General features: G+C 71.5%; 25 protein-coding genes. 16 read left to right on the plus strand and 9 right to left on the minus strand.

Annotated elements, in window-relative coordinates; genetic code table 11:
• Positions 1-11 precede the first annotated feature (11 nt).
• On the plus strand, positions 12-359 hold the full coding sequence (locus AB0K12_RS20365) for a hypothetical protein (protein ID WP_364563098.1): 348 nt from the start codon (positions 12-14) through the stop codon (positions 357-359).
• Positions 360-486: 127 nt separating this feature from the next.
• On the opposite strand, the gene AB0K12_RS20370 is transcribed toward AB0K12_RS20365, so the two are convergent.
• Positions 487-822 (minus strand): hypothetical protein, encoded by a 336-nt coding sequence (locus tag AB0K12_RS20370; protein ID WP_364563101.1) that lies wholly within the window; start codon positions 820-822, stop codon positions 487-489.
• 88 nt (positions 823-910) lie between these two features.
• A complete protein-coding gene (locus AB0K12_RS20375) occupies positions 911-2041 on the minus strand; it encodes a helix-turn-helix transcriptional regulator (RefSeq protein WP_364563104.1) in 1131 nt (376 codons plus the stop codon).
• Positions 2042-2235: 194 nt separating this feature from the next.
• Between AB0K12_RS20375 and AB0K12_RS20380 the strand changes: the two genes are divergently transcribed.
• Both AB0K12_RS20380 and AB0K12_RS20385 read left to right on the plus strand, forming a co-directional pair.
• Complete coding sequence (locus AB0K12_RS20380) at positions 2236-3627, plus strand: FAD-binding protein (protein WP_364563107.1); 1392 nt, start codon at positions 2236-2238, stop codon at positions 3625-3627.
• 217 nt (positions 3628-3844) lie between these two features.
• Complete coding sequence (locus AB0K12_RS20385) at positions 3845-5161, plus strand: acyltransferase (RefSeq protein WP_364563110.1); 1317 nt, start codon at positions 3845-3847, stop codon at positions 5159-5161.
• Here the strand turns inward: AB0K12_RS20385 and AB0K12_RS20390 are convergent.
• Positions 5050-5757 (minus strand): hypothetical protein, encoded by a 708-nt coding sequence (locus AB0K12_RS20390; protein ID WP_364563113.1) that lies wholly within the window; start codon positions 5755-5757, stop codon positions 5050-5052. The two genes, AB0K12_RS20385 and AB0K12_RS20390, sit on opposite strands and share 112 nt — an antisense overlap.
• Positions 5758-6222: 465 nt before the next feature.
• Here AB0K12_RS20390 and AB0K12_RS20395 point away from each other — a divergent pair, with 465 nt between their 5' ends.
• Positions 6223-8016 (plus strand): long-chain fatty acid--CoA ligase, encoded by a 1794-nt coding sequence (locus AB0K12_RS20395; RefSeq protein ID WP_364563116.1) that lies wholly within the window; start codon positions 6223-6225, stop codon positions 8014-8016.
• A gap of 59 nt (positions 8017-8075) precedes the next feature.
• Positions 8076-9161, plus strand: a complete 1086-nt coding sequence (locus AB0K12_RS20400) for an acyltransferase (RefSeq protein WP_364563119.1) — start codon at positions 8076-8078, stop codon at positions 9159-9161.
• A 98-nt stretch (positions 9162-9259) separates the two neighbouring features.
• Here AB0K12_RS20400 and AB0K12_RS20405 read toward each other — a convergent pair whose 3' ends face one another.
• Positions 9260-9715, minus strand: coding sequence for a DUF4383 domain-containing protein (locus tag AB0K12_RS20405; protein ID WP_364563122.1), 456 nt, complete (start codon positions 9713-9715; stop codon positions 9260-9262).
• Between the two features lie 188 nt (positions 9716-9903).
• On the opposite strand from AB0K12_RS20405, the gene AB0K12_RS20410 reads away from it, so the two are divergent.
• From AB0K12_RS20410 to AB0K12_RS20440, 7 genes are all read left to right on the plus strand, one after another.
• The gene (locus AB0K12_RS20410) at positions 9904-10347 is read left to right on the plus strand and encodes an NAD(P)H-binding protein (RefSeq protein WP_364563125.1); all 444 of its coding nucleotides are present in this window, start codon (positions 9904-9906) and stop codon (positions 10345-10347) included.
• Entirely contained in the window at positions 10322-11200 is an 879-nt protein-coding gene (locus AB0K12_RS20415; protein WP_364563128.1) for an alpha/beta fold hydrolase, read from the plus strand. The genes AB0K12_RS20410 and AB0K12_RS20415 overlap by 26 nt, the downstream gene beginning before the upstream one ends.
• Positions 11201-11209: 9 nt before the next feature.
• Complete coding sequence (locus AB0K12_RS20420) at positions 11210-11965, plus strand: ABC transporter ATP-binding protein (protein WP_364563131.1); 756 nt, start codon at positions 11210-11212, stop codon at positions 11963-11965.
• Entirely contained in the window at positions 11962-13572 is a 1611-nt protein-coding gene (locus AB0K12_RS20425; RefSeq protein ID WP_364563134.1) for a hypothetical protein, read from the plus strand. Before AB0K12_RS20420 ends, AB0K12_RS20425 begins: the two co-directional genes overlap by 4 nt.
• Positions 13573-13704: 132 nt before the next feature.
• Positions 13705-14850: an FAD-dependent monooxygenase gene (locus AB0K12_RS20430; RefSeq protein ID WP_364563137.1), complete on the plus strand. Its 1146-nt coding sequence runs from the start codon at positions 13705-13707 to the stop codon at positions 14848-14850.
• A gap of 10 nt (positions 14851-14860) precedes the next feature.
• A complete protein-coding gene (locus tag AB0K12_RS20435) occupies positions 14861-15877 on the plus strand; it encodes an NAD-dependent epimerase/dehydratase family protein (protein WP_364563140.1) in 1017 nt (338 codons plus the stop codon).
• Positions 15878-15921: 44 nt separating this feature from the next.
• Positions 15922-16527, plus strand: a complete 606-nt coding sequence (locus tag AB0K12_RS20440) for a TetR/AcrR family transcriptional regulator (RefSeq protein ID WP_364563143.1) — start codon at positions 15922-15924, stop codon at positions 16525-16527.
• A gap of 231 nt (positions 16528-16758) precedes the next feature.
• On the opposite strand, the gene AB0K12_RS20445 is transcribed toward AB0K12_RS20440, so the two are convergent.
• Positions 16759-17415, minus strand: coding sequence for a TetR/AcrR family transcriptional regulator (locus tag AB0K12_RS20445; RefSeq protein WP_364563146.1), 657 nt, complete (start codon positions 17413-17415; stop codon positions 16759-16761).
• A gap of 78 nt (positions 17416-17493) precedes the next feature.
• Here AB0K12_RS20445 and AB0K12_RS20450 point away from each other — a divergent pair, with 78 nt between their 5' ends.
• Positions 17494-18726 carry an FAD-dependent monooxygenase gene (locus AB0K12_RS20450; protein WP_364563149.1) on the plus strand — a complete coding sequence of 411 codons (1233 nt, stop codon included), beginning with the start codon at positions 17494-17496 and terminating at the stop codon, positions 18724-18726.
• A gap of 151 nt (positions 18727-18877) precedes the next feature.
• Here the strand turns inward: AB0K12_RS20450 and AB0K12_RS20455 are convergent, their stop codons facing one another.
• Both AB0K12_RS20455 and AB0K12_RS20460 read right to left on the minus strand, forming a co-directional pair.
• Positions 18878-20497 (minus strand): CocE/NonD family hydrolase, encoded by a 1620-nt coding sequence (locus AB0K12_RS20455; protein WP_364563152.1) that lies wholly within the window; start codon positions 20495-20497, stop codon positions 18878-18880.
• A 36-nt stretch (positions 20498-20533) separates the two neighbouring features.
• Entirely contained in the window at positions 20534-21160 is a 627-nt protein-coding gene (locus AB0K12_RS20460) for a TetR family transcriptional regulator (RefSeq protein WP_364563155.1), read from the minus strand.
• Between the two features lie 256 nt (positions 21161-21416).
• Here AB0K12_RS20460 and AB0K12_RS20465 point away from each other — a divergent pair, with 256 nt between their 5' ends.
• The 3 genes from AB0K12_RS20465 (at position 21417) to AB0K12_RS20475 (ending at position 24530) form a co-directional block, all read left to right on the plus strand.
• Complete coding sequence (locus AB0K12_RS20465) at positions 21417-22769, plus strand: potassium transporter TrkG (protein ID WP_364563158.1); 1353 nt, start codon at positions 21417-21419, stop codon at positions 22767-22769.
• A 112-nt stretch (positions 22770-22881) separates the two neighbouring features.
• Positions 22882-23379 (plus strand): transcriptional regulator, encoded by a 498-nt coding sequence (locus AB0K12_RS20470; RefSeq protein WP_364563162.1) that lies wholly within the window; start codon positions 22882-22884, stop codon positions 23377-23379.
• Positions 23376-24530 carry an FAD-dependent monooxygenase gene (locus AB0K12_RS20475; protein ID WP_364563165.1) on the plus strand — a complete coding sequence of 385 codons (1155 nt, stop codon included), beginning with the start codon at positions 23376-23378 and terminating at the stop codon, positions 24528-24530. Before AB0K12_RS20470 ends, AB0K12_RS20475 begins: the two co-directional genes overlap by 4 nt.
• Before the next feature lie 79 nt (positions 24531-24609).
• On the opposite strand, the gene AB0K12_RS20480 is transcribed toward AB0K12_RS20475, so the two are convergent.
• Entirely contained in the window at positions 24610-25899 is a 1290-nt protein-coding gene (locus AB0K12_RS20480; protein WP_364563168.1) for an ArsB/NhaD family transporter, read from the minus strand.
• On the minus strand, positions 25896-26339 hold the full coding sequence (locus tag AB0K12_RS20485) for a CBS domain-containing protein (RefSeq protein WP_364563171.1): 444 nt from the start codon (positions 26337-26339) through the stop codon (positions 25896-25898). The genes AB0K12_RS20480 and AB0K12_RS20485 overlap by 4 nt, the downstream gene beginning before the upstream one ends.
• Positions 26340-26444 lie beyond the last annotated feature (105 nt).

Consider the following 26444-nt stretch of genomic DNA (forward strand, 5'->3'; position numbering starts at 1 on the left):
ATCATGCGCCTATGAGCGACCTCACCGACCCCCCGATCGCCTGGGTGGACGTCGCGCGCGAGATCCTCCACGGCATCGCGCTCGTGGACCCCTACCGGTGGACGGAGGCCGGAGGCGAGGAGTCCCACCACTGGCTGGACGGCCAGGCCAGGCCCGCCCGCGCGCACCTGGACGCCCTGCCGGCCACTGTCCACCCGGGAGTCTGCCGGATGGCTTACTCCCAACACTCATCAGGACGCTGCTCGCATCAACGCATGCTGCGGTGTCGGCTGTGGCGCATCAGCCGTCGACTCGCGGGTTGCGCCTTCGGCGATGGCGTGATCGGCGGCTGTCACGGCTGGGTCGTCGCAGGCCGGTGACGACGCCGGCCGCGACGAGCAGGGTGCCCGCGATGCCGGCGGGGCCGGCCTGGCCGAGGCCGAGCGCGAGGATGGTGACCAGCGCGCAGACCGGTACGAGCGCCGCCGTGCCAACGGCGGCACCAGGTCAGCGGGCAGCCCGGCCGGGCGACGGCCGCTCCGCGGCGAAGCCGGCAGCGTAGTCCTTGAGACGCACCAGATGCGGGCGAGCCGCCGCCGAGCGGTCGCATTCCTCCTGCGCAGGCGTGCCGAGAAAGAAGTGGTCGGTGCCTTCGCGCCCCAGGTGCTGGTGCTCGGCGACGAAGCCGCGCGTCTCCCGCTCGTAGGAGGCGAACGCCTGCGCGTGGCCGCCACCTGCAGCCAGCTCGCCGGCCAGGGCATCACCGGCACGCTGCGCGTCGGCATGCTGCCCTTCAACGCCTACGACCTGCGCCCCTACTGGGACGTCTGCCGCCTTCGCCACCCGCAGTGGAACTCGACGACATCGACGAAGGCCGCTACAGCACCCCCACCCTCACCACCATCTCCCCCAGCAAACGCCAATCGCCGGATCAGGTGTTGACGTGCACGATGTCCGCGTCGGGCTCGTACAGGAGGGGACCCGCGTGCTCGCCGAAGAGTTTCGCCACCAACTCGCCTCGGCTGCTGACGTCCACCTTGGTGAAGATCGCCTTGAGATGGTCGCGGACCGTGTGCGCCGACAGCCGTAGCCGCGCGGCGATCTCCGCCGTGGTGTGCCCGCGCGCCACGCACTCGGTGACCTCCCGCTCACGCGGCGTCAGCGCGTACGCCTCCACGATGATCGGGACGATCTGCGTCGCCGTCGCCGGTTCGAACACCACCGAGACCGGCCCCGCCTGACCGCGCCCGTCCTGCAGCACCGAGGCGTGGATGCTCAACCAGCGCCCGCTCTCACCGCGCACCCGAACCACGGCCGGGCCGGACTCCCGCTCGGCGGCCACGGCCCTGGCGCGGGCCACCACCGAGGCGACGGCTCCCGCCCGCAGGCTGATCGACAGAGGGGCCCATGGGGAGCCGCCCAGCTCGGCGAACCAGCGCTCGGCCTGCGCGTCGGCGAAGACGACCCGGTCACCGGCGTCGAACAACGCCGTGCCCGGCACGTTCGCCTCGCCCGAGGCGGCGCCCGGCCCGGTGGCGACGGCCAGCCCGGCCAGGCTCAGCGCGATCTCCGGCCCCAGGGCGGCCACGTGCCGCAGGTCGCGCTCGTCGAAGGGGGGACGGCCGTCGAGACGGAACAGGTCCACCACTCCCCACGCGCCCGCGCCGAGGCGGAAGGCGGCACGCAGGTTGTCGGCGTACCCGAGCGGCCGCATGAACTCGCGGAAGCGCACGCTACGGCCCGGGTTGCCGACGGTGGCCTGCCGCAGCGTCCCCGCGGCGGCGGCCGAGCGAGCGACGTCGCGGAAGGTCAGCACGTCGTGCGCGCCGTATTCGCGCTGCCAGTAGGTGTCGCAGTGCTCCTGCCCGAGGTTCTCCGCCCGCAGGGGCGAGGTGGGCAGCACGGTCGCCGGGTCGGTGCCGATCCAGGCCGCCGCGTCGTACGGGACGACCCGGCGCAGGCGGCGCGCGGCCGCCGCGAAGATCTCCGTTCCTTTGCCCGACACATCCGTCCGTCCGGCGGCGCGCGGATCAGCGCCGGCCGGCCCCCCGATGGTCCCCATGACGTCATGCTCGCACGCCGGCTCCTCCTCACCTATCCCCCGTTTGGGGGGTGGGGCCGCGGCCTCCTCCCGCCTCCCGCACCTGCGGGGGATGACGGCCCTGGATACCCCTGGCGGGCGGGATGGGTTAGGCGTCCGCGGCCCGGCATCGTCGATCGCGACAACGACGAGTCACGATCGAAGAGGAAGACCCGATGAGCGTCACTCCCTTTCCCGGACCCGGCGGCGGTTTACGGGCGCTGGGCTCGCGGCTCGAGGGGACGATGGTCCTGCCCGGCGACCCGGGCTGGGACGCCGCCCGCGCGGCCTGGCAGCTGGCCGTGGACCAGCGCCCGGCCGCCGTGGTGCTGGTCCGCTCGGCCGCCGACGTCGCCGCCACCCTGGAGACGGCGCGCGCCTGCGGGCTGCGCGTGGCGCCGCAGTCCAGCGGCCACAACGCCGCCCCGCTCGGACCGCTGGACGGCACCATCCTGCTGCGCACCGTCGAGATGGCGCACGTGCACATCGACCCCGTGCGGCGGCTGGCGCGGGTGGGCGCGGGGGCGGTGTGGGGCGAGGTGAGCGCGGCCGCCGCCAAGCACGGCCTGGCCGGGCTCGCCGGTACGGCCTCCGACGTCGGCGTGGTCGGCTACACCCTGGGCGGCGGCCTGTCCTGGTTCGCCCGCTCCCACGGCCTGGCCGCCAACCACGTGACCGGCGCCACGGTGGTGACCGCCGACGGACGCGTGCTGCGCGTGGACGCCGACCACGAGCCCGACCTGTTCTGGGCGATCCGGGGCGGCGGCGGCGCGCACGCGATCGTCACCGAGCTGGAGTTCGCCCTGTTCCCCGTCACCGAGGTGCACGCGGGCGCGCTGTACTGGCCCATCGAGCGGGCCGGGCAAGTGCTGACCCGGTGGCGCGACTGGACCGCCACCGTGCCGGACACGGTCACCTCCCTCGGCCGGCTGCTGCGCTTCCCCCCGCTGGAGAACATCCCGCCGACCTTCCGCGGCCGCTCACTGGTCGCGATCGAAGCGGTCGCCCAGCTCGGCCACGAAGCGGCCGGCACGCTGCTCGCGCCGCTACGCGAACTGGGTCCCGAACTCGACACCATCGCGCCCATCCCGCCGTCCCGGCTCGACCTGCTGCACCTGGACCCGCCCGGCCCCACGCCGGCCGTCGGCGACGGCCTCCAGCTGTCCGCCCTCACCGACGAGACGCTGGCGGCCCTGCTCGCCGTGGCCGGACCCGACGCCGACGTACCGCTGCTCACGGTCGAGGCGCGCCATCTCGGTGGCGCCCTCGCCCCGGGCGCCCTCCCCGGCGGCGCGGTGTCCTCGCTGGACGCGGCCTTCACCATGTTCTCCGGCGGCATCGCCGCCGACGCGGCCTCCAGCGCGGCCGTGCACGCCGCCCTCGACGCGCTCGCCGCCGCCCTGGCTCCCTGGCGGGCACCGCTGTCCTACCGCAACTTCAGGGAACGGCCGGACATCGGGCTCGCCTTCGAACCCGACCACGTACGGCGCAGGCTGCGGCAGGTCAAGCAGGCGTACGACCCGGGCGACGTGATCAGGGCCAACCACCCGATCGATCCCTCCCCCTGACCGGCGCGACCGCGATCACGCCGCGTTCGCGCGGGCCCCCAGAGTCACGCCCGCCGGCAAGCCCGCCACCCAGCCGGCCTGTGTGGTCATGACCGGACGAGGGGCGGACCGGCGGCCGTTTCACGTCACCGCGGGTGGGGGACAGCCCTCAGCGTGGCCTCCGGCCTGGGGGCGGACGGGGCACGGGGACGATCCACGGTGAGCGAGGGCTGACGTCATGCGCGGGTTGACGGGGATGGTGCGTGACCTGGCGGCGCGTACGCCCGACAGCCGCGAGCGCAGCGCCGACATGTGGCGCGCGCTGGCCATCTGCCTGGTGGTGGTCGGGCACTGGTTCGTCGTCGCCGTGACCTACCGGGACGGCCGGCTGTCCGGGTACAACGCGCTGGACGTTCTCAGCTGGCTCGACCCGGTGACCTGGCTGTTCCAGGTGATGCCGATCTTCTTCCTGGTCGGCGGCTACGCCGGCGGCGCCTCAATGGCCTCGCACCGAGCTTCCGGCGGCGACGGCATCGGCTGGGTGCTGAGGCGGACGGGCCGGCTGCTCCGGCCGACGACCGCGCTGTTCCTGGTGCTGCCGCTGACCTCGCTGATCCTCATAGCGGCCGGGGTGAGCACCGAGCTGCTCGGCCATGGGGCGTGGCTTGCCTCCATCCCGCTGTGGTTCCTGCTGGCGTACCTCGTCCTGGTGGTGCTCACACCGTGGCTGTACGCGCTGCACCGCCGCGCGGGGCTCGCCGCCCCGGTGGCGATGGTGGTCATCGTCGCCGTCGCCGACCTGCTGGGGCGGGGTCTGCACGTGCCGGTCGTCGGTCTGAGCACTTACCTGTTCGCCTGGCTGGCGATCTACCAGCTCGGCTTCTGCTGGCGGGACGGGCTCCTGCGGCTGAGCCGCGGGCAGGCGCTCGCGGTCGCGGCCGGCGGCCTGGCCGCCCTGATCGGGCTGACCGTGGTGGGCCCCTACCCCGTCGGCATGGTCGGTTACAACACGGCGCCGCCGAGCCTGGCGCTGATGGCGCTGGCCACCACGCAGATCGGATTGCTCCTCGCCCTGCGGCCCGCGGCCAACCGGTGGCTTCGCCGGATCGGCCCATGGAGCGCGGTCATCGCGACCAACGCCGTCATCCTGACCGTGTTCCTGTGGCACATGGCGGCGGCGGTGATCGCGGCCGCTGTGCTGGTTCCGACCGGGATCCTGCCGCAGCCCCCGCTGCACTCGACGGCGTGGCTGCTGTGGCGGGTGCCGTGGCTGGCGGCTTGCGCTGTCGTCCTCATCGTCCTGATCGCGCTGTTCGCGCGCATCGAACTGCGCCGGCCGCTGACGCATTCCGTCGAGCGCGGTCCGTGGCGTGACGGCGCGACCGTGCTCGGGTCGGCCGCCGTGCTGGCCGGGCTGCTGATCGTCGCCGTGGCCGGCCCCGGCTACCACGGCCCCACCGGCCTCCCGTGGGGCGGGGTGCTCGCGTACCTGTGCGGCGCCGCCGTTCTGCGCGTCACGCGGGACCGGTCCGTCCGGCCGGACGCCGGCCCCTGAGCGCGGCGGAGCACCGCGGAACCGGCGTCGACCTGGGTGGGTCTCACCAGCGCAGCATCGCGGCCACTCCGCCCCGCCTCGGCGAGTTCCTCCGCCGCTCCGGTCTCCAGCACGGTGACCTCGCCTCCGTGCTCGAAGGTGAGCTCGATCATCTCCTCCTCCAGCTCCTCCGGGGTGACGCCCACGGGCTCGGTGTTGCGCGGGCCCGCCTCGTCGAGCAGCAGGTGCTCGACCCGGCCCTGCCGCAGCAGGGAGAGGATGTCGTCCAGGCCGACCGCACCGTTGCCGCCCGACAGGGCAAGGCCCCGGGCGCGCGCGGCCAGGGCGGCGTCATGCCTGGCCCGCGCCTCCTCGCGAGCGGGGCGGACGAACTCCAGCACCTCCGACGGCGACAGAGCGGGATCGAGCACGGCGTCCATGTGGACGATCTCCGGGCCTGCCGGCAGCGCCTCGCCCAGAACCGCGGTGTCGCGGGGGTCGCCCACCAGCAGCAGCGTCTCCCAGCCCAGCCGCCGGGCCTGGCCCGCCACGTGCTGGGCCGCCTCGCGCAGGTACTTGGCCAGGTGCAGCGTGCTCCCTGACCGTGGCGAGGTCACCCACCGGGAGCTGAAGCCACTCGGTGCGCACCTCGTCACCGGCCACCTGCGCGAACAGGGCACGCCCCAGACCGGGACCGGCCGGGTCGAGCAGCTCGTCGATCCGCGGCTCCAGCAGGTCCAGACGGAGACCCACGAGCCTGGCCCGCTCCTGGTCGGGCCCTGCGGCCAGCTCCTGCCGCAACGCGGCGATCTCGTTGCGCAACCGGGTCCGCCCGGCCTGCGTGCCGGGCTCCGGCCTTCGCGAGCGCCCTCAGCCGTGCTCAGCCCACTCCCCCACATCCAGGACACTGTTGGGGATCCCATCACGAACAACCCATTCAGGTCGCGCCGTCGTACGACCTTCCGCGTTTGTGCTCGCTGACCTGGGGAAACATCACATTCGGCTGCTTATCGCCGCCATTCACGCGGCGCCCGGCGCCACATTCCGCCTCATTCGGCCTTTTCGTCACAGGGAGATGGACGATGCGTGTCCACGAGGCCCCGGCCCCGGTGACCATTGCCCCTGACACCCAGCTCGCCGACATGGTGTTCAGCGACGACAGGGTGAACGGTGACATGGTCCTGTTCCAGCGCCGGTCGGCCGGAGGCTGGAGTCCGGTGACGGCCAGGCGGTTCGCGGCCGACGTCCGCGGCCTGGCGGCCGGCTTCCTCGCCGCCGGGATCCAGCCGGGAGACCGGGTCGCGCTGCTGGCCGCCACCAGCTACGAGTGGACGGTGGTGGACTACGCCCTGTGGGCGGTGGCGGCGCTGCCGGTTCCGATCTATGAGACGTCCTCGGCCGAGCAGGTCCGCTGGGTGCTGGAGGACGCCGGCCCGGTCGCCGTGGTGGTCGGGAACGAGACGCAGCGCCGCCTGGTCGATGAGGCGGCCGAGGGCCTCTCGTCCGGACCGCCGCGGGTGTGGCAGATCGACGGCGGCGGGCTGGACCGGCTCCGCGAGGGCGGGCACGGCGTGAGCGACGCTCAGCTGCGCGAGCGGCGCCGGATGGTGTCGGCCGACGACCTGGCGACGATCATCTACACCTCGGGCACCACCGGCCGCCCGAAGGGCTGCATGCTGAGTCACGGCAACCTGCTGTACGAGGCCCGCGCCGCGATCGACAGCCTGGAGGGCATCTTCGGCCGGCACGCCTCGACCCTGCTGTTCCTCCCGCTGGCGCACGTCTTCGCCAGGGTGATCCAGGTGGCCTGCGTGGAGCGGGGTGTGTGCCTGGCGCACAACGCCGACCGTGCCAGGCTGACCGAGGACCTGGCCGCCCTGCAGCCGACGTTCTTGCTGGCGGTGCCCAGGGTTTTCGAGCGGGTCTTCAACGCCGCTCAGCAGCGGGCCCGGGCTCAGGGCAAGGAAAGGATCTTCGCCTGGGCCGAGCGGACCGCCGTGACCTACAGCCAGGCGCTGGACGATGGGCGGCCGGGCCGGCGTCTGCGCCTGGCACATCGCCTGGCCGACCGGCTGGTGTACCGGCGGCTGCGGGCCGCGCTCGGCGGCCGGGTCGGCTACGCCATCTCCGGCGGAGCGCCGCTGGGCGCCCGGCTGGGCCACTTCTTCCGGGGGATCGGCCTCACCGTGCTGGAAGGGTACGGGCTGACCGAGACCAGTGCCGCCGCGACCGTGAACCTGCCCCACGCGCTGAGGATCGGCACGGTGGGGCCGCCCCTGCCCGGGGTCGACCTCCGGATCGACGACGACGGCGAGATCCTGATCAAGGGCCCGATGGTGTTCCAGGGCTACTGGCGCAACGAGCAGGCGACCAGGCAGAGCCTGACCGCCGACGGTTTCCTGCGCACCGGTGACGTCGGCGCCCTGGACGAGGACGGGTTCCTGACGATCTCGGGCCGCAAGAAGGAGATCATCGTGACCGCCGGCGGCAAGAACCTCGCCCCGGAGCCGCTGGAGGACCGCCTGCGCACCCATCCGCTCATCAGCCAGGCGGTGGTCGTCGGCGACCGGCGGCCGTACACGGCCGCGCTGATCGCTCTGGACGCCGCGGCGCTGGCGTCGTGGAAGCGGGCCACCGGCAAGCCCGAGCAGGCCGGCCCGGGCGACCTCCGCGACGACCCGGATCTGCTGGCCAGGCTGCAGACGGCCGTGGACGAGGCCAACACGACGGTGAGCCGGGCCGAGTCGATCCGCAGGATCCGGATCCTTCCGGTGGACCTGACCGAGCAGAACGGATATCTGACCCCGACCCTGAAGGTCAAGCGTGCCTTGGTCCACAAGGACTTCGCGGCCGACATCGAGGAGCTGTACCGCTGAGCGGCGCACCATCGGCACTTGACCGGCTGGTCTCGGCCACGCCTGCGTCCCGTGACCGCGTGGTCGACGCCGCTCGGGCGCTGTGCATCGTGGTCGTCACCCTCTGGCACTGGACGTTGTCGGTCACCCACCGCACCGCCGACGGCAGCCTGTCCATGCCCAATCCGATCCACACCGTGCCCGGCGGCTGGCTGGCCACGTGGGTGCTGCAGATCATGCCGGTGTTCTTCCTCGTCGGCGGGTACGCCAACCTGGTCGGCTGGCAGCGGGCCCGGGCGCGCGGGACCACCGCCGGCCAGTTCGTCCTGGACCGGCTGCGCCGGCTGCTCTGGCCGACGGCCGCCTGGGCCCTGCTCTGGCTCGCCGGCGAGCTGATCGCGGCTGCCCTTCCCGGCCCGCACCGATGGATGTGGGAGTGGTTCCCCGGCTACCTGACGCCGTTGTGGTTCCTGGGCGTGTACGGCCTGCTGATCGCCGCGGTGCCGATCACCACGAGCCTGCACGCCCGCTACGGAGCCCGGGTCCTGGCAGCGCTCGTGCTGCTGATCGCCCTCGGCAGCGTGGCGCACCGCGGCGCCGGCCTGGACTGGGCGGGCTGGGCGACCGCCGCCCTGGTGTGGGTGTTCTGCCACCAGCTCGGCTACGCCTGGCGCACCTGGCAGCTGGGGCACCGGCCGTTGCCGCAGCGGCTCGCGATCGCCGCGGCAGGTCTGGTCGCGCTGGCCGGACTCACCGTGGGAGCGGGCTATCCCCTCTCGATGGTGTCCACCGCCGGCGAGCCCGAATCCAACATCTTCCCGACCAACGCCACCATCGCCGCCCTGGCCGTCTTCCAGCTCGGGCTGCTCGTCCTCATCACGCCGGCCGCCGAGCGGCTGCTACGCCGGCCGGCCGTCTGGAAGCCGGTGGTGGCCCTCAACGTGGTCGCGTTGACCATCTTCCTCTGGCACATGACCGCGTACCTGGGGGTGCTCTGGGCCTATGAAGGGCTGGGCGGCACCCTGCTCGCGCAGCCAACCGCCGGCTGGTGGGCGCAGCGCTGGCTGTGGCTCCTGGCCCCCTCTGCGGTGCTGGCCGTGCTGGCCGTCCTGTTCGCCCGGGTCGAGCTGGCCGCCCGCCGGCCCCGGAAGGCGGCGAGTCGCTGAGCTCGGCGGGGTGCTGTGGATCGGGCGTGCCGGGCCGCGCAGGGCACAGGTTGAGGATGCCGATGAAGGGAGCGCGCGGGCCCACGCGCCGCGCTCGGCTAGTGAGTGTCCAGGCGGTGCTGGAGCCGGGCACGCGTCGCTACCGCCCCGAGCACGATCATCACGACCCCCAGCACCAGGTGCAGCCAGTTGTCGGCCGTGTTGAACGGGACGAAGTTGGCCCCGCCGCCATGCGGGACGAACAGCCCGTAGAGCCAGAGCACCAGGTAGATGATGCCGCCGATGAGCAGGAACCCGCGTGCCGCCGCCCACGTCCTGGCCAGCAGGACACCGGCGACCCCGAACCCCAGATGGACGATGTTGTGCAGGACCGACACCTGGAACAGGCCCAGCAGCATCGCACCTGACTCGTGGCCGGCGAACTGCATCTGACCGTAATTGGTGGTGATGCCGGGGATGAACCCGAGAATGCCGATCAGCAGGAACACGGCGCCGACGATGAGCGCCGCCATCTGGACGGGCGTCTTGGTGGCGGAGGAAAGAACGCCGCTCATGGCGCCTCCCTTGTCGTACTGGTGATAGTCATATGCGCCTACCCGTCACGGCGGCCCTCACGCACCGTGACCTACAGGAGGTCAGGAATTGATTTCGTTGGCCTGAACGGGCAGCGCCTGCAGGAGTTTCGACAGCGGCTGATGATCAATGCAGGGCGGAATGCTGGTGAGAGACGACAGCGCCCGCCTTGCGTGATCACGGAAGCGCGCCGCTGACCCGGTCGAGCGCAGGCGCGGGCGGCCGGCCGCTACTGCGGGCGGTCTACCGCCACGTCTACCGCGATCTGGAGCGTATGGAGCGCATCCTCACGGCCAGCGACTGGACGGACCTGCGGCCGCCGTGCCTCACCGACGACCCGCCCGCCGACCGTTACCGCACCGCGATGGACGCCAACGTCCCCGGCTGGAGCCTGGCCCGGAGCGATCTCGCCCGCACGAGAGTCTGGATGCCGGTCTTCGCGGGCGGATGCGTGCGTCAGCACCCGGGGCGCCTCACCTCACGCCGGTCCCGGGTGGTAGCCGGGGCCAGTACGGGCGCGACCAGTACGGGCGCGGCCAGTAGTCCTACGGAAGGCGCCCATAGCGGGTTACGGCATGCTTTGGGCCATGCAGAACGTGAACATGTGGAGTGAAGAGTTCGGCGCCGCCACGGACGAGCCGATTCTGTTGATCATGGGTTCGATGTCGCAGGGCGTGCTGTGGCCGGACGAGTTCGTCGGCCTGCTGACCGCCGGAGGCCGCCGGGTGATCCGGTACGACCACCGCGACACCGGCATGTCCGACACCGTGGACTTCGAGAAGATGCCGTACACCTGGGACGACATCAAGAATGACGTCTACCGCGTGATGGACGCCCACGGCCTGGACAGCGCCCACCTGGTGTGCCATTCGGCGGGCGGCCTGCTGGGGCAGTACATCGCGGTCGAGACGCCGGAGCGGGTGCGCTCGTTGACCGTCATCGGCTCCTCACCGCTGGGCGGCGGCGAAGGCGCGGTGATCATGCGAGCGCTCATGGGCGAGCCCCAGCCCGAGGACAGCCTGCCCGAACCGGCACCGGAGTTCGTCGCCTTCTACCGCACACTGATGTCCACCCCTCCCCCGGCCGGTCGCCGAGCACAGATCGACGCCATGATCGCCGAACAGCGCCTGCTGCACGGCACCGGACTGCCGTTCGACGAGGACGCCGCACGCCGCCTGCAGGAACGCGTCCACGACCGGGCCCGCGACCTGTCCGCCGTGGCCAACCACCGGCTGGCCGCCGCCGCCGAACCCGACTTCGAGCCGGTGGGCGTGCTCCACCAGGTCAAGGCCCCCACACTGGTCATCGAGGGCAGCCACGAACCGGTCAAGCCGGGCCACAGCGCGCTCATCGCCGACCAGATCCCTGACGCGAGGCTGATGATCGTCCAGGGTATGGGCCACACCCTGCCGCCCGAGGTGCACGAGACCCTGGCCGACGCCATCCTCGCGCACACGGCCAGGTGAAGACGTTCGATGTCAGATCTCTGCACCCCCGCCATCGAAGTGACGGACCTGACGCAGCGCTTCGGCACCGTGCTCGCCGTCGACCGGCTCAGCCTCAGCATCCCGCCGGGGATGTTCTACGGCATCGTGGGCCCCAATGGCGCCGGTAAGACCACGACCCTGACGGCCGTATGCGGGCTGCGGGAGCCGACCTCCGGCACGATCAGGATCGCCGGCCATGATCTGCGAACCGACCGGGAGGCCGCCCTCGCCCAGCTCGGCATGATGATGGACGGGCTGTCCCTGCCCGAGCGGCTGACCGCCACCGAGGTTCTGCGCTACAGCGCCGGGCTGCGCGGCCTGGACGACGGCTGGCAGGCACGGGCGCGCGATCTCCTGGAGATCCTCCGGCTGGACGCGGCCCCGCGCACGCTGATCGTGGAGTACTCCACCGGCATGCGCAAGAAGATCAACCTCGCGCTGGCGCTGCTGCACCGGCCCCGCGTCCTGGTGCTGGACGAGCCGTTCGAGGCCATCGACCCGGTCTCCGCCCACGCCATCGAGCAGGTGCTCAAGCAATACGTCGGCGCGGGCGGCACCGTGCTCCTGTCCAGCCACATCATGGACTTCGTCGAACGCAACTGCAGCCGGGTGGCGGTGGTGGCCGGCGGACGGGTGCTGGCCGAGGGACCGGTGGAGGAGGTGGCCGCGGGCTCGACGCTGAACGAGCGGTTCGTCGAGCTGGTGGGCGCCGACCCGGTACGTCCGCTGGAGTGGCTGCGATGACGGGCACCCTGTTCGCCCTCAAACTGCGCCTGTTCCGCAACGGCCCGCACAACGAGCGCGCCTTCAGCCTGGTGGCCGGCCTTGTCCTGGCCGCCTTGGTGGCCGCGGGCTCGGTGGCGGCCTCGCGCGGCGTGATCGACGAGGGCTGGATCGCCGTGGCGCTCACCGTGTGGGGAGGTATGTGGGTGTTCGGGCCTCTGGCCCAGCCGCGCCACGAGCCATCGGTCATCTCGCGCGAGTGGTTGCGCGGCTATCCGCTGCCGCCGTGGCGGCTGGCGCGGGCGCTGTCGTGGACCGAACTGCTCGGCGTCGGCCCGCTGATCACGCTGGCGTGCCTGTCGTCCCTGGTCGTGCTGGCCGCGCCGAGGGACCCCGCGGCGGTGGCGATCGCCGTCGGGGCTCTCGTGGCGCAGCTGTATCTGCTGGTCTGGGCGGGGAAGACGGTGGCGGCGCTGATGGCCTGGTTGTTGCAGACCCGGGCCGGGATGACCATGGCGGCGACGCAGACCGCGATCATGCTCGCGGTGTCGTTCGCCGGTTGGGTGCCGATCGCCGCCTGGCTGGCGCCGCGTCTCGGCGAGGGAGACACCACCATCACCCTCGGCCGGCTGCCCGCTGAGGTCATCGACGTGCTCGCCGCCCTGCCCACGGGCTGGGGTTACCGCGCCGCGCTCGCCGCCCGCGACGGTGCCGGGTTCGGCACGGCGGTTCTGCCCTTGGCGGCGCTGCTGACCGCGGGGGCCCTGCTGCATCTGGGCTGGATCGCGCTGACGGCTCGCGCCCTGCGCCGCCCACCTCGCCGGGCGGCGCCTCAGCGGCCGGCCGTACCGGGACGTCCGCTGTCGTTGCCGTTCACCAGCCCGCAGGTGTCGGCGGTCGTGTCGCGAGAGCTGGCCACCTGGGTGCGCGACCCGGCGCGGGGAGTGGAACTGCGCAGCGCCTGGCTGACGCCGCTGCTGATGGCGGGCATCATCGCGCTCACCGGCTGGAGTTGGGCGTTGCCCTTCGTGGGAGCGGCGGCGGCGGTGTTCGGGGGGATGGTCGCGATCAACACGTATGCCCTGGACGGCACGGCCTTGTGGCAGCTTGTCACCACACCAGGCGCTGCCAGGGCTGACGTGCGAGGGCGCATGGTCGCGTGGGCGTTGCTGTTCGGGGTCCCGTCCGTGGTGCTCGCGGCCGTGCTGTGGGCCGCGACCGGCTCGCCCGCGGGTGGTGCCGCCGTCGGCGGCGCCATCGCCGCGGCGGCGACCGCCTGCGCCCTGGCGCCGCTGCTCGCGCTCGTGATGCCGGCCGTGGGCACCGATGCCCGCGACCGCGTCTATCCCGGGCAGCAGGCGGGTGATCCGACCGGAGCGCAGATGACGATCTTCTGTCTGGTCCTGCCGGCCGCCTTCCTGCCAGGTGTGATCGGCGCGGTGTCCGGTGGCCTGCCGTGGGTGACCGTCCTGGCCGGGATCCTCCTGGCCGGCACCGTCCTGTACGCCACCCCGGCGCTCACCGTACGGCTGCTCCATCGGCGCGGCACCAGCCTGCTGGATGCGATCGCCGCCCGCGACGCCGCCGTCCTCCGCGCCCCTGCCCGGAAGGCACAGCGTCCACGCTGATCTGGCACGACGCTCACGGCGGCCTTGCCACGGGCATGGCGCGTGGGCCGCGACCAACGGGTCTCGACGTGCGCACGATACTGTGAGAACATATTCCCGATTTGTTTTTATAGACACAAGGGGAGCTCGGATATGCGAGCCATCATCATCGGGGCGGGGATCGCCGGGCTGGCGGCGACGCTGCGACTGCATCAAGCGGGTTGGGAGACGCTGGTCATCGAGCGCGCGCCACAGCGTCGCGGTGGCGGCTACGGGGTGACGTTCGGCGGCATCGGCTATGACGGGGCCGAGCGGATGGGCGTCCTGCCGGAGTTGCAGCGGCGCGCGTTCGTGACGCGCGAGCTGGTCTACCGCAAGCCCGACGGGGCACGCCGCTTCTCCCTCGACGCTACGACGATCGCGGCCACCATGGGCAACAGGTCGTTCACCATCCTGCGCGGCGACATCGAGGCCGTGCTGTACGAGGCCGTCGCCGATCACACGACGATCCGGTTCGGCACCACGATCACCGCCGTCGAGCAGGACGCGGACGCGGTGCGCGTCACCCTCAGCGACGGGAGCACCGAGCACGCCGACCTGCTGATCGGCGCCGACGGGCTGCACTCGGCGACGCGCACGCTGGTATTCGGCCCGGAAGAGGACTACCGGCTCGACCTGGAACACCGGGTCGCGGTCTACATGCTGAAGGAGCCGCCGGCCGAACTGCCCGCCCAGACGACCGGCTCGATCAGCGCGGACGGACGCACGTTCGCGATGATGAGCGTCGGCGACGGCCGTACCGCCGCCTTCTTCGGCTACCGCACCGACGGCGGCCGGGCGGGGGCGTCGCTGGAGGAGCTGCACGAGCTCTACAGCGACATGGGATGGCTCGTCCCCCACGCCCTGGAAGGGCTGAAGACGGCAGATTCGGTCTACTTCGACAGCATCAGCCAGATCGTGGTCGACCGCTGGAGCAGAGGCAGGATCGCGCTGCTCGGCGACGCCGCTTGGTGCGTGACCCTGTTCGCCGGCTACGGCTCCTCGCTGGCCGTCGGCGGCGCCGACCGGCTCGGCGCCGCCCTGGAGCGCCACGGCCACGACGTCCCGGCCGCGCTGGCGGACTGGGAGGCCGAGCTGCGGCCGGAGGCGGAGAAGAAGCAGAAGCTCGGCCGCCGGGTCAAGGGGGTGTACGCCCCGCGCAACCCGCTGCTGCTGGAGCTGACCCAGCTTCCCTTGCGGCTGTCGTCGTGGGGGCCGGTACGCCGCCTGATCGAGCGCGGCTTCCAGCTGGCGGGTTGAGGGGATGGCGATGCGTGTACTGGTCATGGGCGGCACCCACCACGTCGGCCGCGCGGTGGTGGAGGTCGCGCTGCGGCGCGGCGACACTGTCACCACGCTCAATCGCGGCCTGTCGCGCCCGCCCGCACCGGGGGTGGAAGCGCTGGTCGCCGATCGGACCGACCCCGACGCGGTACGACAGGCGCTCGGCGAGCGTTCCTGGGACGCGGTGATCGACACCTGGGCGTGGGCGCCGAGCGTGGTCCGGGACAGCGCCCGGCTGCTGGCCGGACGGACGGGGCACTACGGTTACGTTTCCAGCCGCGCCGTCTACGCCTGGCCCTGGCCGGCCGGAGCCGACGAGAGCGCGCCGCTCGTGGCCGGTGATCCCGACGTACAGGACGGCACCGACTACGCCGCGGCCAAGCGTGGCGGCGAGCTGGCCGTGCTGGAGGCGTTCGGAAAGCGTGCCCTGCTGGCCAGGGCGGGCATGATCCTCGGCCCGTACGAGGACGTCGGGCGGATTCCCTGGTGGCTGCGGCGGCTCGAAAGGGGCGGCCCCGTGCTCGCCCCGGGACCGGACGACGCGGCCCTGCAGTACATCGACGCGATCGACCTGGCGGCCTGGATGCTGGCGGCGGCCGAACGCGGCACCGGCGGGGTGTTCAACGTCGCCGGACCGGCCGGGCACACCACGATCGGTGACCTGCTCACCACGGCCGCGCAGGTGATCGGCTCAGACTCCGAGCTGGTGTGGGCGTCCCCGGAGCTGCTGGAGCGGGAGAACTTCCCGCTCGGCATGGAGTTCGGGCTGCGCTACCCCGGCAACCCCCACCCCACGGGCCTGCACGACGCCGACGTCCGCGCCGCCCTGGCGGCCGGGCTCACCATCCGGCCCCTGCGCGAGACCCTGGCCGACACCTGGGCCTGGCTGCAGCGCGAAGGTGATCCCGTGCCCCGCCCTGACACCCCGTCCCCGGCCCAGTGGTTCGACCCGGCCCAGGAGCAGCGCGTCCTGGACCTGGTCCGATCTCCCCGCTCCACGTGAAAACATGCGATTGATCTGTTTGGACCCATCGGAAGGTGCACCTCATGCCTCCCGCCTTCTCGGCCGCGGAAAAGGCGCGCATCACGCGGCTGCTCCTGGACAACGGCCTGAAGTTGTTCACCACGCAGGGCCTGCGCAAGACCTCCCTGGAGGACCTGGTCTCCGGGACCGGCATCGCCAAGAGCACCTTCTACGTCTTCTTCGACTCCAAGGAGGCGCTCTACCTGGAGCTGATGCTCGCCCAGATGGCCGAGGTCAAGAGCAGGGTCATCGACGGAGCGCTGCGCGAGGAGAGCGACACCCGCGCCGGGCTGCGCGCCTTCCTGCACGCCACGCTGGCGGAGCTTGACGGCAACCCCCTCTACGGCAGGCTGATGACGCACCCCGAGGAGATGGAGGCGGTGGTCAGGAAGCTGGACCAGGAACGGGTGACCTCCGCACCGGACAACCCGGTCACCGCGCTGGCGGCCTACCTCACCGAGCACAGCGACGACCTCGCCGGCGACGACCCGGAGGTGATCGTCGGCGTCCTGCAGGCCGTCCTCATGATGCCGCTGCACCGCGACCGGCTGGCCCGTCCGGACCTGTACCCGAAGGTCCTGGACCGGCTCATCGACATCGTCGCCACTGGCCTCACCCAGGCGAGGTAGAGGGGCGGACCAAGGACGCGAGAAAGGGACAGTGCCCTCTTCTCTCGAGAGAAAGGAGCCGGTCACCGGATGCGACGGCTCAGCATCAGCCATGCCGTCGAGCCAGATCACAGAACACGCGGTCAAGGCGCTGTCAGCTTGACGGTACGCGCCTTGCACCAGGCTGCCCATCAGCAGCGTGTCCGTCGACGGACACGCTGCATGGAAGCCAACAGACCCCAGCCGTTGCAGTCAACGGTCAAGGCGGCGCGTTGGCTTCGGGGCCGCAGAAGACCCTTGTGCCGGCTCCGAGACGCCCGTCACGAGCGTGGTCGTGCCGACCAGGGCGATGTCGACGCACTGCGCCACGAACGCGTCGTCCGCCTCGCGGCCGGGGCCGAACAGACTGAACCAGACGGGGCCGACGACGCGGATGATCAGAGCGTCGAGATCAGTGTGAGGAGCCAGTTCCTTCCGCTCGACCGCCCGCTCAAGCAGCGGCCGCACCGCCGCCAACCGCCCTTCCCAGTAGCGGCGGCCCACCTCGGCCAGTTCCTCGTGCACGCCACCCGCCGAGAGAGCCGTCATAAGGCCGCCGCTGCCGGGAGCGACGAGCGCGTCACGGACGCGTAGCGCGAACGCCACCAGATCGCCGCGCAGGGTGCCGGTGTCAGGCAGCGGGATCTGGCGGCCGGTCCCCTCGACCAGGGCATCGGCGAGCAGGCCGGCCCGCGTGCCCCAGCGCCGGTAGATCGTCGTCTTGTTCACTCCGGCCCTGGCCGCGACACCTTCGATGGACACCCCGTTGATGCCCTTCTCGCCGAGAATCGCGAGCGTCGCCTGGTGTACAGCCCGCGTGACCCGCAGGCTGCGGCCACCGGTGCGGCGCCGTGGTGACGATTCCTCCATGAACCGATCTTAAAGCAACTTACCGTTGCATGCAACGGTAAGTTGCTTTAAAGTGGCCGTGGCGCGAGGAGGTGCCCGATGAAGGTCGTGGTGGTAGGTGCCGGTCCTGCGGGAGCGACCCTTGCTCTGCTGCTGGCGCGGCATGGCGTTCAGGTGCGGCTGGCGGAGCGGGAGGCGTCGAGCGCGGCGGTGTTCCGGGGCGAGGGCCTCATGCCCTTGGGCGTGGACGCGCTCCAGGAGATGGGGCTGGCCCGGATGCTGGCCGAGCTGCCAGGCCGTCCCATCGACGCCTGGCGCATCCTCATCGACGGAGAGGACGTGCTGACCGTCCCCGAGCCCGTCGCCGAGCTCGGGGAGCGCGGCTTCCGCGTCGTCTCTCCCGCCGCACTGCTGCAAGGGGTGGTTGACGAAGCCCGGAGCCATCGCACGTTCAGCTACCACCCCGAGACCCGCTTCACCGACGTCGTACGCGATACCGCGGGCCGGGTGAGCGGGGTGCGGGTGGTGCATGGCGGGGCCGAGACCACGTGGCCGGCGGATCTGGTCATCGGATGTGACGGGCGGGGCTCGTCGGTGCGGACCCGATCGGGACTCACACTGACTCAGGAACGCGAAGCGTACGACGTGCTGTGGTTCAAACTGCCGGCTCCGGAGCCGCTGCGCGCGCGCTGCGATTTTCACATCATGGTCCGGCGGGGCCGCCATCCGCTGATCGCCTACACCTCCTGGGACGATCTGCTGCAATGCGGGCTGATCATGCCCAAGGGTGGCATGGCGGAGTTCCGTGGCGACGACTGGCTGTCCGCCGCCCTCGCGTCGGCGCCGGAGTGGCTGGCCAAGCACGTCATGCGGCACCACACCGACGTCGTCGGCCCGATAAGGCTCAACGTGATGGTCGGTCACGCCCCGTCCTGGTCGGCACCCGGCGTGCTGCTGCTCGGCGACGCCGCCCATCCGATGTCACCGGTCCGCGCGCAGGGCATCAACCTGGCGCTGCGGGACGTCGTCGTGGCGGCCAATCACCTCCTCGCACTTGCTTCGGAACCCACCACCGGAAGCGTCGACCGGGCATGCCGGGCCATCCAGGCCGAGCGCGAGCCCGAGGTGTCACGCGCCCAGCGGCTGCAGCGGCGCGAAGCGCGGGGGCAGGGGGACGCCCGCGCCGCGAGCTGGCGCTATGCCCTGGCCAAGCGCGGCGCCCGCCTGCTGGGCCGCTACGACTGGGCGCGGCGGGCGTGGCTGCAACGCCAGCACGACCTGCGTTTCGGCTCGGCGACCGTCCGCTTGCGCCCTCCCTCCCCCCGGCCCTGACCTGTGTTCCGGCCGGCACGCTTCATGCGGGTGTCGCACCGTCATGGACATCGGCGACCCCATGACGCATGCCACGCGGACCGGTCATGGGTTACGAAGGGGTGACCAGCACCGTGGCAGCGGCCGCCAGGCGAAAAGCCATGCCTTCTCGTCAGCAGGCCGGCAGGATGAGGGCGGAGGGCCGGCGGGGGTCGTGATGAACCTGCTGGTCGGCTGCGCGCATCGCGCTCGCGGTGGCGGGCGGCTCACCGGTGCCGAGGTTACGGTCCCAGCGCGGGTAGGCGGCGCTGGCGACCTGCACCCGGATGCGGTGGCCGCGCTTGAACCGGTGGGCCACCGGCGCCAGCTCGATCTCGACCATCCCGTCGATCGGCCGGTCGGCGGCGCACCGGCGCAGCGCGTCGGACACATGCGTGATCGCGCCCGAGGGCGCCACGTCGCTGACGCGCACGTAGAAGTCGGTGTGCGCCAGGCTGGAGGTCACGTGCAGCTCGGCGGCGGGGACGCCGATGACTTCCAGATCGGCGGGCAACGGCTCGCCGGTGTAGGTCAGGACGTCGGCACGTCCGGCCAGCACGCTCTCCCCGGTCCTGCGCGAGATGCCGATCATGCGGGACATCCCGGTCACCGCCGGGGTCGGGTCGGCGGGGTCGAAACGGTAGCGGTCGGGGGCGGAGTCAGCAGGCAGATCGCCTCCCAGACCGCCGTTCGGGTGCAGGTGGAAGCGCTGCGGTCGTACCTCGGCGGGCGGGTAGGCCGGCAGGTCGCGCCACTCCTCGGCGCCCCTGACGTAGACGCGCACCGGCGCCGTGCGCAGCCCGTCCCGGTCTTTCAGCAGGTGGGCGCGCAGCCAGACGATGCTCTCCCGCAGGGCCGTCATCGACAGCTCGGCGTCCCAGTGCTGCCATGGCCCGATGGTGAGGTACGGCTCGCGCCCCGCCTTGCGCAGCGCCTGGTAGTCGCGGACCAGGCCGGGCAGCGCGAAGTCGTCCCAGCCGCTGACCAGGTGGTTGGGGACGGACACCGCCGAGATCTCCCGGCTGTGGTCACCAGCGGACCACCACGGGTCCCCGGCGTCGGGATGTGCGAGCCAGTCCCGCCAGTGTGGCGCCACGGCGCCGATGGCGATGGTGTCGGCCTCGGCGAGCGGGAGGACGCGAGCGGCCCGCGCCCGCCTCTTACCGCCCAGCGCCACGGTGGACAGATAGACGGGTAACGGCTTCTCCTGGTGGGCGACCATGCTGATCCAGCCGAGGAAGAGCTCGAGAGCCAGTGCGCCGCCCGGATAGACCAGGTCGTAGGCGTTGGACCCGATCAGCGAGGTGCTCATCGCGCGCAGCTCCGGCCCGGCGCCGGCGGCGATCGCCCACTGCGTGTAGCCGTTGTAGCTCTGTCCCAGGGTGCCCAGCTCGCCGGTGAACCACGGCTGCCGGCGCAGCCACTCCAGGACGGCCAGGCCGTCGTCGCGCTCGGAGACGAACGGGGTGAGCGTGCCCTCCGATCCGCAGCTCCCCCGGCCGCTGACGACCACGACGTGGAAGCCGCGTTCGGCGACCAGGCGGCTCACCATGGCGCCCTTGGTCCTGTCGGTGTAGACCGAGCGGATCAGCACCGTCGGCCGGTCGCCGAGCCCTTGGGGAGCGTAGTGGTCGGCCAGCAGCACGACGCCGTCCGGCATCGGGACACGCAGGTCCTTCTCGATGGTCACGTTCTGGGTCTCGGCCGGGGCCAGTTTGGCTCTGCCGGCCAGCATCTTGGCGGCGATGCTCATGACGGATGTTCCTTTCCTGACAGTAGGCGCGGCGGCTCAGCGCGAGCCGCGTTCGTCACGCATGGCGTCCCACGCGTCCAGGGCGCGGTCGTCGGCGAACACGCCGCGGGTGAAGATCTCGATGCCGGCGCGCGAGACGCGCAGCATGGTCCGCATGTCGTGCACGTCCGTCACGCGCAGTGAGCGCGCCAGATGTTCGCCGAACGCCAGCGGTGCCAGCAGCCAGGTGACGTACATCGCGGCCCGCGCCGGCGGGTCGTCGCTGGGCTGCACCCACCCTTCGCTCACGCCCTGCTCCAGCCATTGACCCGTGGAGGCCACGAGCTCGTCGAACAGCGCCGCCGCCTCTGGGGCGCCGTCCAGGAACGCTCGTCCCAGGTAGCGGCGTACCTCCGTGCCCGCCTCCAGCATGGCGGCCAGTCCTGCCGTGTCGCCCAGGTCGGCGTCCGGAGTATCGCGCACCAGCGAGATCACGTAGTCGTCACACGCCTGGCGCAGGCCCTCCTTGGTGCCGAAGTGATGCAGGACCAGGGCGTGCGAGACGCCGGCCCGCTGGGCCACCGCGCGAAGACTCACCCGGCCTACTCCTTCGGCGCCGAACAACTCCAGCGCCGCGTTCCTGATCCGAGCTCGCGCCGTCAAATCATCCTCGGCTGATCGCATGGACAGCATGCTAACCATATGGTCAGCAGAAAGGGAAGCCAGAGCTGTCAGTCGTGATCATGCGGGTCGCAGCGGGTCACGGTCGCGCAGCCCACTGGCCGGCCTGTACTGCCCGCGCGCCTCGCTGCGCTACGGTATGGCCCGGAGTGCCGGGAAGTCTGGTCGGCGACGTCTATGGCCGCGCGACCGAACGGAGCCTCCGCGATGAATGACGGCGTTGACAGCTTGTCCGGCGACCCGCGGCGCGGGTGATCTCATGATGCGGCGCCACACGGCCGCGCCGGGCCGCGGCCGGCATCCAGCCGTGGTCATCGCGGCCGGGTTCGGCTCGGCAGTGTTGATCGGGACACTCCTGCTCGGCACCCCGCTGGCCACGACAGAAGGGGAAAGCCCGCACTGGCTCACGGCCCTGTTCACCGCCACCTCCGCCGTCTGCGTGACCGGCCTGATCGTGGTCGACACCGAGACGCACTGGTCGGTCTTCGGTGAGATAGTGATCGTCCTGCTCATTCAGGCCGGTGGCCTGGGCATCATGACGCTCGCCACGCTGATCATGGTCATCGTCTCCGGCCGCGTCGGCCTGCGGGCCAGGTTGTCCGCCCAGTTAGAGACCAAGGCGGTGGTCGCGGCCGATCTGCGTCACGTGCTGCGCAAGGTGGTGATGTTCAGCTTGATCTGCGAGACGGCCGTCGCCGCCGTTCTCGCCGTACGTTTCGTCACGGGATATGGTGAACCGCTGGGCCGGGCCGTCTACCTCGGCATCTTCCATGGGGTGTCGGCGTTCAACAACGCCGGCTTCGCGCTCTGGCCGGACAACCTGATGCGGTTCGTCACCGACCCGTGGATCTGCCTGACCATCGCCCTGGCGGTCATCGTCGGCGGTCTCGGCTATCCGGTGGTCTTCGAACTGCTGCGCACCTGGCGACACCCGCGGCGCTGGTCCGTACTGACCCGCGTCACCGTCGGTGCGAGCGTCCTCCTCCTCGGCGTCGGCACCCTCGCGTTCCTGATGACCGAGTGGCGCAATCCAGCCACGATGGGCCCCCTCGACGACTCCGGCAAGCTGCTGGCCGCCTTCTTCGCCGCCGTCATGCCGCGCTCCGGCGGCTTCAACACCCTGGACATCGGCCAGATGTACCCCTCCTCCTGGCTCGTCACCGATGTACTGATGTTCATCGGCGGCGGCAGCGCGGGCACCGCCGGCGGCATCAAGGTCACCACGTTCGGTTTCCTGCTCTTCATCATCTGGTCCGAGATGCGGGGTGAGCACCAGGTCAACATCGGCCATCGGCGCCTGCCCTCCGCGACGCAACGGCAGGCGCTGTCCATCGGCCTGCTCGGCGTCATCCTGGTCACGATCTCCACCTGGCTGTTGCTCATCATCACTCCGCACAGCCTCGACCAGGTGCTGTTCGAGGCCATCTCAGCCTTCGCCACCAACGGGCTGTCCACCGGCATCACCGCCCACACCTCACTGGCCGGGCATGTCCTGCTCAGCGTGCTGATGTTCATCGGCCGCATCGGCCCGCTCACCCTCGGCTCGGCGCTCGCGCTGAAACAGCGCACCCGCCGCTACGAACTGCCGGAGGAAAAGGTGATCATCGGCTGACACGCGGCCCTCCGCGGCGAGCCAGGCATTCTCGTCACCATCCCGGCCCTCCTCACGCGATATAGCTATTTTAGTTTATACTGAAATAACTGGAAGAGAGGATGGCGCCGGCATGACGCAACAGGATCCGCTGCTGGAATGGGTGGAGCGGGTAGCCATGTACTTGGCGCGTGATGGAGTGCCGCCGATCGCCGGGCGGGTGCTGGGCTGGCTGATGGTGTGCGATCCGCCGGAGCAGTCCGCCGGGGACATCAGCCAGGCCATCGGTGCCAGCCGCGCCTCGCTCACCTCCAATCTGCGGCTGCTGACCAGCATGGGGTTCCTCACCTGGCGCACCCGGCCGGGCGAGCGGACCGTCTACTACCGGATGGCCGACGACGCCTGGGCGGTGGTGGTCCGCAAGCAGATCGCCGGCATCACCTCCTTCCTCGACATCACCCGTGACGGCCTCGACCTGGTCGGCTCCGGCGATGCGCGGGCCGCGCGCATCCGCCAGGCGCACGCCACCTTCGCATGGATGGCCACGATCTTCGACAACGCGCCACCCTTGCGCCCCGATCCGGCCAAGGACGACCCTGCCAACGATCTCGACGATGAGGTGACCTCGTGAGCGGACAGGCGATCGTGATCGGCGGCGGCATCGGCGGGCTGGCCGCGGCCCTGGCCCTGCACCGGATCGGGTGGCACGCCGTCGTGCTGGAGCGAGCGGCCGAGCTGCGCGAGATCGGCGCCGGCATGTCCCAGGCCCCGAACGCCATGCGCGCGCTGGACGAGCTCGGCGTCGGCGCCCAGGCCCGACTCGTCGGCACGCCCACCCACGCGTCCGGTAACCTGCGCCTGCCCGATGGCCGCTACCTGCAGCGCGCCCGGCCGGACGATGCGACCGCCATGCTCGCCTTCCACCGCGCCGACCTGCACGAGGTGCTGCTCGATGCGCTGCCGGACGGCTGGGTGCGCACCGGGGCGGAGGTCACCGCGGTCCGGCAGGAGGACAGCGGTGTCACGGTGACCTACGGCGACATCGAGCTCGGCGGCGAGTTGGTCGTCGCCGCCGACGGCGTCCACAGCACGGTGCGCCGGCTGCTGTGGCCGGACGCGCCGCCGCCGCGTTTCCTGGGCCGGACCGCCTGGCTGGGCATCGCCGAGATGGCCGACCTGCCGGGCAGCATCACGCTCGGCCCCGGCGGCTACGTCCTCATCCATCCGATCAGCCGCGGCCGCGCGTATTGGGCCTACGTCACCACCGCCGGCCAACCGGGCATCCGCTACGAGGAGGAGAAGACCGAGGCGGCCCGCCGCCTCGCCACCTGGCACGAGCCGATCCCGGCACTGATCGAGGCCACCCCGGAGCAGGCGGTGATCCATGTCGACATCCGCGACCTGGCACCGCTGCCCACCTACGTCCGCGGCCGGGTGGCGCTGCTCGGTGATGCCGCGCACGCGATGAGCCCCGATCGTGGCCAGGGTGCCGGGCAGTCCCTCGAAGACGCCGTCGTGCTCGCCGCCGCCCTCGCCGGCGAACCCGCGATCGAGGCCGCGCTGCGCCGCTACGACGCCGAACGCCGCCCCCGCACCCAGGCCACCGCTCGCGGCGCTCGCGCCGACGGGCAGCGCACCACCTCGGCTGCCGCCTACCGGGCGATGGTGACCATGATCCGGCTGATGCCCGCGTCGTTGTGGCGCAAGGGCATCGCCGCCGACGGCAACGCCACCTGGCGGTGGCGGCCGCCGCATCTGCCGTCGCCGACCACGCACCCATGAGCCGGAGCCCGGGTCCGGCACCCCTGGGGCGCAACCCCACGCGGCTTCGCGCGGCGTGCCGGACCTCGGCCGCGGTGGCTCACAGGTAGCGCAGCCACAGGTACGGCACGCACAGCGCGATGGTGACCAGCGTGACGATCAGGCCGTACTTGGTGAACTGCCAGAAGCTGATGGGCGTGCCGTTGCGGGCGGCGATGCCGAGGACGACCACGTTGGCGGCGGCGCCGACGGCGGTGGCGTTACCGCCGAGGTCGGCGCCGAACGCCAGCGCCCACCACAGCACCTGGGCCGGGCCGTTGCCGCCGGCCGCCTGGACCAGGTCGGCGACGATCGGGCTCATGGTGGCGACGTAGGGAATGTTGTCCACGATCGCCGACAGTCCGGCCGAGGCCCACAGCAGGCCCATGGCGGTCAGCCCGAGCTGCCCTTGGGTCACCTCGGCCGCGGCCTGCGAGATCTGGCCGATCACGCCGGTCTCCACCAGAGCGCCGACCATCACGAACAGCCCGGCGAAGAACACCAGTGTCGGCCACTCCACCTCGGCGATCGCGTCCTGGGTGGTGACCTTGGTGACGGCCACCAGGATGCCCGCGCCCAGGATCGCCACCACGGACGGCTCGTAGTGCAACACCGGGTGCAGCACGAACGCGACCATGACCAGGGCCAGCACGACGAGCGACTGCCACAGCAGCCGCCGGTCGGTGATCGCCTCCCGCTCGTTCAGCGCCATGATCTCGGCCGCCCGCTCGGGGTCGTAGCGGAAGTACTTCCGGAACAGGACCCGGCACAACCCGACGAAGACGATCATCAGGACGACGACCAACGGCGCCATGTGGATGAGGAAGTCGTTGAAGCTCAGCCCGGCACGGCTGGCGATGATGATGTTCGGCGGGTCGCCGACCAGCGTCGCGGCACCACCGATGTTGGAGGCCATCGCCTCGGCGATCAGGAACGGCGCCGCCGGCAGCGCCAGCCGCTCGCACACCAGGAACGTCACCGGCGCGATCAGCAGCACGGTGGTGACGTTGTCCAGCAGGGCAGAGGCGACGGCGGTGATGACCACCAGCAGCACCATCAGCCGGTACGGATACCCCTTGGCGCGTTTGGCGGCCCAGATGGCCAGGTATTCGAAGACCCCGGTCTGTTTCAGCACACCGACGATGATCATCATGCCGAGCAGCAGGAAGACGACGTTCCAGTCGATGCCGGTGTGCTCGTCGTAGAACGCCGCCCCGGCGTCGGTGGCGTGGATCAGCAGCATGATCCCCGCTCCGCCGAGCGCCGCCGCGACGCGGTGGATCTTCTCGGTGGCGATCAGCGCGTACGCGCCCAGGAAGACCGCCACCGCCAGCCATGCGGTGACCGTCATGCGGACACCGCCCAGTCCATCAGCGCCTGCAGGGTGACCGCGCCGATCAGCCGCCCGTCCTCGACGACCGCCACCAGGGGGCTGCGCGTGCGGGCCATTAAGGCCGCCAGCTCCAGCACCGTGGCGTCGGCATCGGTGACCGGCAACTCGCGTGACTCCCTCGGCAACGCCTCGCGTACGGTCCGCTCGGCCAGCGACCGCAAGAACAGGTCGGCGTGCGGCTCGTCCACGACCCGCGCCAGCGCGGGATCGTCCCGGCAATAGTCCGGTACGGCCAGCCACAGCACCTGCGTGCCCGGCAGGACGCTCAAGGGCAGCCCCCGCTCATCGACCACGATCAGGCCCGGCAGATCCTGTTCGGCCAGCAGCCGGGCAGCGTCGACGACGGAGGTGTCCAGGGTGACGGTGGGAAAGTCGGAAGCCAGAAGGCGCGCACGCATCCACAAGCCTCTTTCGGGTTCGACGACATGACATCGCCGACCAGGCTTCCCGGCACACCTTCGATCAACTTATCAACGATCACCGGCCAGTGGTCACCCCCCTTC

The organism is Nonomuraea sp. NPDC049419 (assembly GCF_040676995.1).
In the GTDB taxonomy this organism is placed as follows: domain Bacteria; phylum Actinomycetota; class Actinomycetes; order Streptosporangiales; family Streptosporangiaceae; genus Nonomuraea; species Nonomuraea salmonea.

Coding starts and splice junctions, on each gene's coding strand:
- AB0K12_RS20365 (WP_364563098.1), top strand. CDS start 12: ATGAGCGACCTCACCGACCCCCCGATCGCCTGGGTGGACGTCGCGCGC.
- AB0K12_RS20375 (WP_364563104.1), bottom strand. CDS start 2,041: ATGGGGACCATCGGGGGGCCGGCCGGCGCTGATCCGCGCGCCGCCGGA.
- AB0K12_RS20380 (WP_364563107.1), top strand. CDS start 2,236: ATGAGCGTCACTCCCTTTCCCGGACCCGGCGGCGGTTTACGGGCGCTG.
- AB0K12_RS20385 (WP_364563110.1), top strand. CDS start 3,845: ATGCGCGGGTTGACGGGGATGGTGCGTGACCTGGCGGCGCGTACGCCC.
- AB0K12_RS20395 (WP_364563116.1), top strand. CDS start 6,223: ATGCGTGTCCACGAGGCCCCGGCCCCGGTGACCATTGCCCCTGACACC.
- AB0K12_RS20405 (WP_364563122.1), bottom strand. CDS start 9,715: ATGAGCGGCGTTCTTTCCTCCGCCACCAAGACGCCCGTCCAGATGGCG.
- AB0K12_RS20415 (WP_364563128.1), top strand. CDS start 10,322: ATGCAGAACGTGAACATGTGGAGTGAAGAGTTCGGCGCCGCCACGGAC.
- AB0K12_RS20420 (WP_364563131.1), top strand. CDS start 11,210: ATGTCAGATCTCTGCACCCCCGCCATCGAAGTGACGGACCTGACGCAG.
- AB0K12_RS20425 (WP_364563134.1), top strand. CDS start 11,962: ATGACGGGCACCCTGTTCGCCCTCAAACTGCGCCTGTTCCGCAACGGC.
- AB0K12_RS20430 (WP_364563137.1), top strand. CDS start 13,705: ATGCGAGCCATCATCATCGGGGCGGGGATCGCCGGGCTGGCGGCGACG.
- AB0K12_RS20435 (WP_364563140.1), top strand. CDS start 14,861: ATGCGTGTACTGGTCATGGGCGGCACCCACCACGTCGGCCGCGCGGTG.
- AB0K12_RS20440 (WP_364563143.1), top strand. CDS start 15,922: ATGCCTCCCGCCTTCTCGGCCGCGGAAAAGGCGCGCATCACGCGGCTG.
- AB0K12_RS20445 (WP_364563146.1), bottom strand. CDS start 17,415: ATGGAGGAATCGTCACCACGGCGCCGCACCGGTGGCCGCAGCCTGCGG.
- AB0K12_RS20450 (WP_364563149.1), top strand. CDS start 17,494: ATGAAGGTCGTGGTGGTAGGTGCCGGTCCTGCGGGAGCGACCCTTGCT.
- AB0K12_RS20455 (WP_364563152.1), bottom strand. CDS start 20,497: ATGAGCATCGCCGCCAAGATGCTGGCCGGCAGAGCCAAACTGGCCCCG.
- AB0K12_RS20460 (WP_364563155.1), bottom strand. CDS start 21,160: ATGCGATCAGCCGAGGATGATTTGACGGCGCGAGCTCGGATCAGGAAC.
- AB0K12_RS20465 (WP_364563158.1), top strand. CDS start 21,417: ATGATGCGGCGCCACACGGCCGCGCCGGGCCGCGGCCGGCATCCAGCC.
- AB0K12_RS20470 (WP_364563162.1), top strand. CDS start 22,882: ATGACGCAACAGGATCCGCTGCTGGAATGGGTGGAGCGGGTAGCCATG.
- AB0K12_RS20480 (WP_364563168.1), bottom strand. CDS start 25,899: ATGACGGTCACCGCATGGCTGGCGGTGGCGGTCTTCCTGGGCGCGTAC.
- AB0K12_RS20485 (WP_364563171.1), bottom strand. CDS start 26,339: ATGCGTGCGCGCCTTCTGGCTTCCGACTTTCCCACCGTCACCCTGGAC.